Source organism: Ruegeria sp. BHSC223, assembly GCF_059613025.1.
In genome coordinates, this window is record NZ_JBXWRR010000009.1 from 134,206 (window position 1) to 143,019 (window position 8,814).

9 protein-coding genes are annotated in these 8,814 nt (G+C 63.6%); 7 read left to right on the top strand and 2 right to left on the bottom strand.

Annotated elements, in window-relative coordinates:
- Window positions 1-274: 274 nt before the first annotated feature.
- Both dksA and AC2FNY_RS14780 read left to right on the top strand, forming a co-directional pair.
- Complete coding sequence (gene dksA / locus AC2FNY_RS14775) at window positions 275-697, top strand: RNA polymerase-binding protein DksA (RefSeq protein WP_234136291.1); 423 nt, start codon at window positions 275-277, stop codon at window positions 695-697.
- A 72-nt stretch (window positions 698-769) separates the two neighbouring features.
- Window positions 770-1,942 (top strand): FAD-dependent monooxygenase, encoded by a 1,173-nt coding sequence (locus tag AC2FNY_RS14780; protein ID WP_496802914.1) that lies wholly within the window; start codon window positions 770-772, stop codon window positions 1,940-1,942.
- 90 nt (window positions 1,943-2,032) lie between these two features.
- Here the strand turns inward: AC2FNY_RS14780 and xth are convergent, their stop codons facing one another.
- Window positions 2,033-2,839 carry an exodeoxyribonuclease III gene (gene xth, locus AC2FNY_RS14785; protein WP_496802915.1) on the bottom strand — a complete coding sequence of 269 codons (807 nt, stop codon included), beginning with the start codon at window positions 2,837-2,839 and terminating at the stop codon, window positions 2,033-2,035.
- Between the two features lie 346 nt (window positions 2,840-3,185).
- On the opposite strand from xth, the gene AC2FNY_RS14790 reads away from it, so the two are divergent.
- From AC2FNY_RS14790 to AC2FNY_RS14800, 3 genes are read left to right on the top strand one after another with little or no spacing between them, the layout of a single operon-like run.
- The gene (locus tag AC2FNY_RS14790) at window positions 3,186-3,653 is read left to right on the top strand and encodes a hypothetical protein (RefSeq protein WP_496802916.1); all 468 of its coding nucleotides are present in this window, start codon (window positions 3,186-3,188) and stop codon (window positions 3,651-3,653) included.
- A 59-nt stretch (window positions 3,654-3,712) separates the two neighbouring features.
- Window positions 3,713-4,789 (top strand): DUF6902 family protein, encoded by a 1,077-nt coding sequence (locus AC2FNY_RS14795; RefSeq protein WP_496802917.1) that lies wholly within the window; start codon window positions 3,713-3,715, stop codon window positions 4,787-4,789.
- Window positions 4,786-5,676: a DMT family transporter gene (locus tag AC2FNY_RS14800; protein ID WP_496802918.1), complete on the top strand. Its 891-nt coding sequence runs from the start codon at window positions 4,786-4,788 to the stop codon at window positions 5,674-5,676. The genes AC2FNY_RS14795 and AC2FNY_RS14800 overlap by 4 nt, the downstream gene beginning before the upstream one ends.
- Window positions 5,677-5,679: 3 nt before the next feature.
- On the opposite strand, the gene AC2FNY_RS14805 is transcribed toward AC2FNY_RS14800, so the two are convergent.
- Entirely contained in the window at window positions 5,680-6,003 is a 324-nt protein-coding gene (locus tag AC2FNY_RS14805; protein WP_234136297.1) for a HesB/IscA family protein, read from the bottom strand.
- 75 nt (window positions 6,004-6,078) lie between these two features.
- On the opposite strand from AC2FNY_RS14805, the gene AC2FNY_RS14810 reads away from it, so the two are divergent.
- Both AC2FNY_RS14810 and argS read left to right on the top strand, forming a co-directional pair.
- Window positions 6,079-7,236 (top strand): deoxyguanosinetriphosphate triphosphohydrolase, encoded by a 1,158-nt coding sequence (locus AC2FNY_RS14810; protein WP_234145451.1) that lies wholly within the window; start codon window positions 6,079-6,081, stop codon window positions 7,234-7,236.
- A gap of 71 nt (window positions 7,237-7,307) precedes the next feature.
- The coding region (gene argS, locus AC2FNY_RS14815) for an arginine--tRNA ligase (protein ID WP_496802919.1) at window positions 7,308-8,814 on the top strand (1,507 nt) is incomplete at its 3' end.

Genomic DNA, 8,814 nt, shown 5'->3' on the forward strand with positions numbered 1-8,814 from the left:
TGAGAAAATGCGCCCTTCGGCTCCATATGTCGTAACGTCATGTCGATGCCAACAGTCACACAGCCCTCAGGAATTCACTAAATTTCAAGAGGTTGGGCATAGATTTTGGGTCGTTTGATCAATTGCTGACGAGGGCGGGAAATTGGGCTCTTTCGCATGTCTTTGTGTAGTGACATTCCCCGGTTCGTCAGATAAACGCTGCGGCAGAAGGGGGAGCCGAATGTCTGAACCAATTACCAAAGCGGACGTTGTAGGCCAGACCGAGGGAGCAAAGATGAAGCCGGAATCCTTTCTGCCGGAAGACTATCGCCCGGCCGAAGACGAGCCATTCATGAATGATCGTCAGCTTGAGTATTTCCGTCGCAAGCTGATCAACTGGAAACACGAATTGATGGCGGGCAGCCGCGACACGATCGAAGGGTTGCAGGACGGCACACGCAACATTCCCGACGTGGCCGACCGCGCCAGCGAAGAAACGGACCGAGCGCTGGAACTCAGAACCCGTGACCGTCAGCGCAAGCTGGTTGCCAAGATCGATGCCGCGCTGCGACGCATCGACGAAGGTGAATACGGCTACTGCCAGGTCACCGGCGATCCGATTTCGCTCAAACGTTTGGATGCACGCCCGATCGCGACCATGACGCTCGAGGCGCAGGAACGCCATGAGCGCCGCGAGAAAGTGCATCGCGACGATTGACGTCGCGGCCTGCGACAATCAGCGGAAACGCCGGGGCCTTTCGCCCCGGCGTTTTTGCGTTAAAGGGGGCGCATGGGAATGTTCGGAACCAGGATCATCGTGGTGGGCGCTGGAATCGGCGGGTTGGCTGCGGCGCTGGCGCTCAAGGCGCGCGGCGCCGATGTCACCGTGCTGGAACAGGCAAATGCCATCGAAGAGGTGGGCGCCGGTATCCAGGTCAGCCCCAATGGAGCCGCTGTCTTGGGTGCGCTGGGTCTGGGGGCGGATTTCGAGCGGGCCTCGGTGCGCGGCCGGGCCGTGGTGCTCTCGGACTATCGACGTCCGGGCGAGGTGGTGCGGCTCGACCTCATGCGTCATGCGGGCGATCAGCGCTATGCCTTCGTGCACCGGGCGGACCTGATCGACCTGCTGGCCGGGGCGGTGCGCCGGGCAGGCGTGCATGTCAGGCTGTTGCAGAAAGTGGACCACGTCGACCCCGGATCGCCACCTGTCCTGCATATGTGCAACGGGGCCCATCTGACCGCCGATCTGGTGGTGGGCGCCGACGGGCTGCATTCCCGGGCGCGTGCCGCGCTCAACGGGGCGGGCAAACCCTTCTTCACCGGTCAGGTTGCGTGGCGCGCCACCGTACCGAACATGGTGAACCTACCGGACGAGGCGCACGTGTTCATGGCCCCCGGGCGGCATCTGGTCTGCTACCCGCTGCGCGGCGGCAGCCTGGTCAATCTGGTCGCGGTGCAGGAACGCGCCGACTGGACCGCCGAAAGCTGGAGCCAGTCTGACGACCCCGCCAACCTGCGCGCCGCGTTTGCAGATTTCAGCGGCCTGCCCGCCGCCCTTCTGGCGCAGGTCAGCGCGCCGGGCCTCTGGGGCCTGTTCCGTCACCCGGTGGCGGAAACCTGGCATCGGGGCCGGGTCACTCTGGTCGGCGATGCGGCCCACCCGACGCTGCCTTTCATGGCACAGGGCGCCAATATGGCGCTCGAAGACGCCTGGGTGCTGGCCGATGAACTGGGCAAGGCGCCGGGGATCGAGCTGGGGCTGGCCGCCTATCAGGCCCGCCGTCAGGCCCGCGCCCGCCGGGTGATCGCGGCGGCAAACAGCAATGCCTGGAAATACCACCTGCGCAGCCCGTTGCGCGGCCCCGCGCATCTGGCCCTGTCACTTGGCGGCAGGCTGGCGCCCGCCCGCATGGTGCGCCAGTTCGACTGGCTCTACCGTCACGACGTGACTCAAGGCGTCTAAACGGCGCCCCTCTCTCTTCTTCTGTTCCCAAATACCTCGGGGGAGACGCGCTTGCGCGGCGGGGGCAGCGCCCCCAAACAACCGTACGGCTCAGATATCCAGCTCGACCCAGACCGGCACGTGATCGGATGGCTTGTCGCCGCCGCGCACCTCCTTGTCGATGCCGCAATCGCGCATCAGGTCGGCGGCCTGCGGGGTCAGAAGGAAATGGTCGATGCGAATACCGTCATTGCGGTTCCAGGCGCCGGCCTGATAGTCCCAGAACGAATAATGCCCCGGTCCCTGCACCCGTGCTCGGAACGCCTCGGTAAAGCCCAGGTTCAGGATACGGCGAAAGGCGGCGCGGCTTTCGGGCCGGAACAGCGCGTCCTCGCGCCAGGCCTCGGGACGCTTGGCGTCTTCGGCTTGCGGGATGATGTTGTAATCCCCCGCCATCAGCGCCGGTTCCTCTGCCGCCAACAGCTCTGCCGCGCGGGTCCGCAGCCGCTCCATCCAGCGCAGCTTGTAGTCGTACTTGCCGCCCGGCACCGGGCTGCCATCCTCGGCCAGTTCGACCGGGTTGCCATTGGGCAGGTAGAGTCCACAGATCCGCAGCGCCTGTTTGCCCACCACCGTGGCCTCGATCCAGCGCGCCTGTTCGTCGCTCTCGTCGCCCGGTAGCCCGCGCGAGACATCCTCGAGCGGAAGCTTCGACAGGATCGCCACCCCGTTGAAGCCTTTCTGGCCATGTGTTTCCACGTTATACCCGCGCTCTTCGAACAGATCGCGGGGGAAAGCCTCGTCCACCGACTTGATCTCTTGCAGCAGCACCACATCGGGTTGGGCGCTGTCCAGCCAGTTTGGAAGCGCCTCGGCGCGGGCCTTGATCCCGTTGATGTTGAACGTGGCGATCTTCATGTCCGGGTCCCCCGTGCTGGCTTTGCCCCGATCTATCCCCGATCCCGGCGGCGGGGGCAAGCGATGCAAGAACCCGCAGATCGGCAAGTTCGGGCGAATCTGCCCCGCCGATTCGCTGTGAAGTTGCCGAACTTTCGCCCCAATTCGCTGAATTTTCGGGTTGTGGATAAAAATTTTTCAATGATTTCCGTGGCCTGCAATTTTGTTGAATGACTTATTTTTGCCTCATTTCCTTAATGTGGATAACTCATTATTTTGCAACGCATGATTGAAAAATATCTTTTCGAGAGCCGTCGGTCCTGCAACCGTGAGGGGGTCATCAACACCAACTCTGGGGGACAGACCAATGACTGCCATGCTCAAGATCAACCAAATCCAAGGCGAAAACAAAGACGGTGCCAGCATGATGGATGGCGACGCAACGGAAATGTTCTCGTCCGGCTCCGCGCCGATAACCTCGGCACGCGCAATGATGGGCGAGGGTGTTCAGATGTTCTCGACCAGCTGCCAGGCCTCGGGCGCCGACACCGCCACGGGCGAGGGTGTTCAGATGTTCTCGACCAGCTGCCAGGCCTCGGGCGCCGACACCGCCACGGGCGAGGGCGTTCAGATGTTCTCGACCAGCTGCCAGGCCTCGGGCACCGACACCGCCACGGGCGAGGGCGTGCAGATGTTCTCGACCAGTTGCCAGGCCTCGGGCACCGACACCGCCACGGGCGAGGGCGTTCAGATGTTCTCGACCAGCTGCGAGAAAGTGGGCGCGGTTGCGGTCAAGCTGGGCGAAGGTACTCAGATGTTCTCGTCGGGCACCTAAGCGAAGGCAAGACAGAGGCCGGGCGTTTGTTGGGCGCCGCGAAACAGGGGAGAATTCTCATGTCGAACGTAATCCATCTGAACGCCCGGCGTCCAAGCTTCGGGTCCCTTCGGGGGCTCGCGGCACTGATCGAAGGTTTTGCAAGCCATCGCCGTTTTGGGGACGACGTATTCTGGCTCAAGGAGAACGCAGAGCTTCTGAATATATTGGAATGTACCGGCCAGGCGCCGGGCGAAGAGGCCTTGGCGCCGCATCTGACCTTTTACCGCGAGTTGCCTGAACGGCTGCGCTTTTTTCCCCAATACTATCGCTTCCTGTTGTCACTGTGCCTAGATCTGGAGGATCTGGGGATGACGGGCGAGATGGGCGTCGAACTGGCCGAATGGGTGGCCGGGCAGGGCTTACCCGAGGCCGAGCTGTCGGATCTGCAACGCGCCGAGGCGCGCCGCCTGCTGGCACGACGCGGCATCGAGTTTACGTCGCGCGACGCAGGTCTGACCGACCGCTTACATGATTTCATCGCCCGCTCAGAAACCTTTGCTCTGCCCAACAAGAAGGCGGCCTATGAGCTGACCCATATCGTTTTCTACCTTTCCGAGTATGGGCGGCGTGCGCCGGACCTACCTGCCGAGGCGCTTGTCAGCCTCGAATTTGCAGGTCTTTTGGCCTATCTCGAGCAAAATGCGGATCTTTTAGCGGAAATCTGTGTCGCAATGCGCTATGCTGGAGCGACGCCCTCGCCGATCTGGGAAGATTGGCTGGCGGGCGCGTTAGGGGGTTTTACCCTTTTTAGTGGAGCGCAGGCAGAGATGCGGGACGATTATCACGAGTATCTGGTATGTGCCTGGGCCGGGTTGGCGGCAGGGCGAGGCGCGCCTGATCAGGCCGTGGCACAAGGCCCGGTCTCGTTCCATCGGGCGACCGACTGGGGCGGGCCGCTACGAGAGATTTCCGAATGCATCTATCGTATGGGCGCCGCACGCAGCGGTGACTGGGGCTCGATGCGTCCGCAAATCGCGGCACAACTCTCCGAGACCGGCCACGATATCCTGAGCGCGGCCGAGGCCAGCAGCCCCCGGTTTGACGCTTTCTTTGCCGGCTTTGCTCGCACTGGACTGTTACGGGTGGCGGTATGAGGTCGGCCCTGACAGGGGGAGGGCTGGTTCTGGCCTACACCGCGGTGATCTCGTCGGCAGACGCGATCACCAAGCTCATCGCACAAGGGTATGCGGCGCCACAGCTTTACGCGATCTCGGGGTTCATCGTAGCGGCCATCAGCCTCGCGGCGGCACGGGGTAACCGGACGCGGGCGCTCAGAACCGTCTGCCCCCGCGCCATGGCGCTGCGGGCATTGGCAACGGTGGTGGCCTCGCTCTGCTTCTTTCATACCTTCCGGCTGCTGCCTTTTGCAGATGTCTTTGTCTTTATCGGTCTGATGCCGATCGTGGCGGCGCTGATGTCGGGGCTGATGCTGGACGAATATGCCCGCCCGGCGGCCTGGGCCGCGCTGGTGGCGGGATTTGTGGGCGTGCTTTGCCTTATGCCGGGTGGCATCGGCGCCATCGGGGCGGGGCATCTCTGGGCGCTGGGCGGGGTGGTGACGGGCACCTTCTCTCTGATCCTGTCGCGCTATATCGGCCGCCATGAAAGCAACGCGCTGGCGCAGGTATTCTATCCGAACCTGGCGCTGGGGCTCAGCATGGCGGCGGCGCTGCCCTTTGTCTGGGTGCCGATGCCGATGCTGGATCTGGCCTGGGTCGGGGCCTATGCAGCGCTGTTGTTCCTGGCGCGCTGGCTGCTGGTGATCGCGCTCAGGCTGCTGGCGGCCTATGTGGTCACGCCGCTGTTGAACCTGCAATTCGTCTGGATGGTGGCGCTGGGCGCGCTGGCCTTTGGCGAATGGCCCGCGCCGATGACCTGGCTGGGTGCTGCCATCGTGATGGTTTCGGGCCTCTATCTGATCTGGGATCAGATGACCCCGACGCGCGCGCAGGAGGAGCTGAGCCTGCGCACCGATCCCTGAGGTTCAGATCGAGAACGAGGTGCCGCAGCCGCAAGAGGCGGTGGCGTTCGGATTGTCGATCACGAAACGGGCGCCGATCAGCTCTTCGGAAAAGTCGATGACGGCGTTTTCCAGAAACGGCAGCGATACCGCGTCGACCACCACCCGTTGACCCTGGCCTTCGAGCACCAGATCGTCGGACTTGGGTTCGTCCAAGGCGATCTCGTACTGAAAGCCGGAACAGCCGCCGCCTTCGACCGCAACGCGCAGCGCCTGGCCCTGATCCGCGGCGCCGATCTCGGCCAGCCGGGCAAAGGCGCGGTCAGTCACTTTGGGGGGCAGGCGCATCGCGGTCTCCACGGTTTCTTTCCGGTGCAGCCTGCAATATAGAGGGGGCAGGGACAGGCGACAAGGACGAGACCATTGAAAAGAGCGGGGTTTGCCTCGGATCCGGGCCGCGCGCGCGGGCGGCTGGTGGCCGAAGAGGAAAGCGGCTTTCGCTCCTGTTTCCAGCGTGATCGCGACCGGATCATCCATGCCAGCGCCTTTCGCAGGCTGAAGCACAAGACCCAGGTCTTTGTCGAACATGAGGGCGACAGTTATCGCACCCGGCTGACCCATTCGATCGAGGTGGCGCAGGTGGCGCGCACTATCGCGGGGGCGCTGGGGCTGAACCCTGAACTGACCGAGGCGGTGGCGCTGGCCCATGACCTGGGCCACACGCCCTTTGGCCATACCGGCGAGGATGCGTTGCACGCGCTGATGGAACCCTATGGCGGGTTCGACCACAACGCCCAGGCCATTCGCATCGTCACCCGGCTGGAACGGCATTACGCCGCCTTTGACGGGCTGAACCTGACCTGGGAAACGCTTGAGGCGATTGCCAAGCATAACGGCCCGGTCACCGGGCCGCTGCCCTGGGCGCTGGCGGAATGCAACGCTGCCTTTGATCTGGAACTGGCCACCCATGCCAGCGCCGAGGCGCAGGTGGCCGCCCTGTCCGACGATATCGCCTATAACAATCACGACCTGCATGACGGGTTGCGCGCCGGGCTGTTCAGTGATGACGAGATCGCTGAACTGCCCATCGTCGGCGACTGTTATGCCGAGGTCGACCGCACCTATCCCGATACCGATGCCTATCGCCGTCGGCACGAGGCGCTGAGGCGGGTGTTCGGCGTGATGGTGGCCGATGTGATCGACACGTCGCGCGCGGCGCTGGCCGGGTCGGGGGCCGAAAGCGTTGAGGACATCCGCCATCTGGGCCGCCCGGTGATCCGGTTTTCGGATGCGCTCTGGTCCGATCTGCGCCAGATCAGGGCCTTTTTGTTCACCCGCATGTATCGCGCGCCCTCGGTCATGGTGGTGCGCGAACAGGTGGCGCGGGTGGTCGAGGAACTCTTTCCGATCTATCTGAACGATCCCCGGCAGATGCCGAAACACTGGCATGGTGAAATCGACGCCGCCCCGGACGAGACCGCGCTGGCGCGGATCGTGTCCGATTATGTCTCGGGCATGACCGACCGCTTTGCCTTGCAGGACCATGCGCGGCTGACGGGAAGCGAACCGATACGGCACTGACGCGCGCGCCGGGCTGCATTGACCTTGGCGGTTTGCGTGGTAAACCGCCAGTCAAGCAAAAGGATGCCGAGATGAACCTCTTTACCGAGATGCGCGGCCTCGTTCTGGAGGCGCTGGACCAGATGCAGGCCGGGGGCGCGCTGCCCCAGGGTCTCGATTTCGCCAATGTGGCGGTCGAACCGCCGCGCGATGCCGCCCATGGCGACATGGCCACCAACGCCGCCATGGTGCTGGCCAAACCCGCCGGCCAGAAACCCCGCGACATCGCCGAGGCGCTGGCCACCCGGCTGGCCGCCGATGACCGCGTGGCCAAGGCCGAAGTGGCCGGGCCCGGCTTTCTCAACCTGACCCTGGCCGCCCCCGTCTGGCAGCGGGTCGTCGGCACCGTGCTGCAGGATGGCACCGCCTATGGCCGCTCGGACATGGGGCAGGGCAAGAAGGTCAACGTGGAATATGTCAGCGCCAACCCCACCGGCCCGCTGCATGTGGGCCACACAAGGGGCGCGGTGTTCGGTGATGCGCTGGCCAGCCTGCTGGATTACGCCGGCTATCAGGTGACGCGCGAATATTACATCAACGATGGCGGCGCCCAGGTCGACGTGCTCGCCCGCTCGGTCTATCTGCGTTATCTCGAGGCGCATGGTCAGGCGGTGGAGTTTGCCGATGGCACCTATCCCGGCGAGTACCTGGTCGAGGTCGGTCAGGCGCTCAAGGACAAGGTGGGCGACGCCTATGTCGGTCAACCCGAAGAGGTCTGGCTGGAGGACATCCGCAACTTTGCCACCGATGCGATGATGGATCTGATCCGCGCCGATCTGGCCCAGCTCGGGGTTCAGATGGATGTGTTCTATTCGGAAAAGTCGCTCTATGGCACGGGCCGGATCGAGGCGGCGATTGACAGTCTGCGCGCCAAGGGGCTGATCTATCGCGGCACGCTGGAGCCGCCCAAGGGCAAGCTGCCCGAGGATTGGGAGCCGCGCGAGCAGACCCTGTTCAAATCCACCGAACATGGCGATGACGTGGACCGGCCGATCATGAAATCGGATGGCGCATGGACCTATTTCGCCCCCGATATCGCTTATCATTATGACAAGGTTTCCAGGGGCTTCGACGCGCTTATTGATGTGTTTGGCGCCGATCATGGCGGCTATGTCAAACGGATGAAGGCCGCCGTTTCGGCCCTGTCGGACGGGCGTGTGCCGCTCGACATCAAGCTGTGTCAGCTGGTCAAGCTGTGGAAGAATGGCGAGCCGTTCAAGATGTCGAAACGGGCAGGCAACTTCGTCACCCTGCGCGACGTGGTCGAACAGGTTGGTCCGGATGTGACGCGCTTTGTCATGCTGACCCGCAAGAACGATGCGCCGCTGGATTTCGATTTCGACAAGGTGCTGGAGCAGAGCCGCGAAAACCCGGTGTTCTACGTGCAATACGCCCATGCGCGGGTGTCCTCGGTGCTGCGTCGGGCGGCCGAGGCGGGGATCGACACCTCGGATGCGGCGCTACGCGCGGCCGATCTGGGCCTTTTGGGCCACGAGGCGGAACTGGCCGTCATGCGTAAACTGGCAGAATGGCCACGTC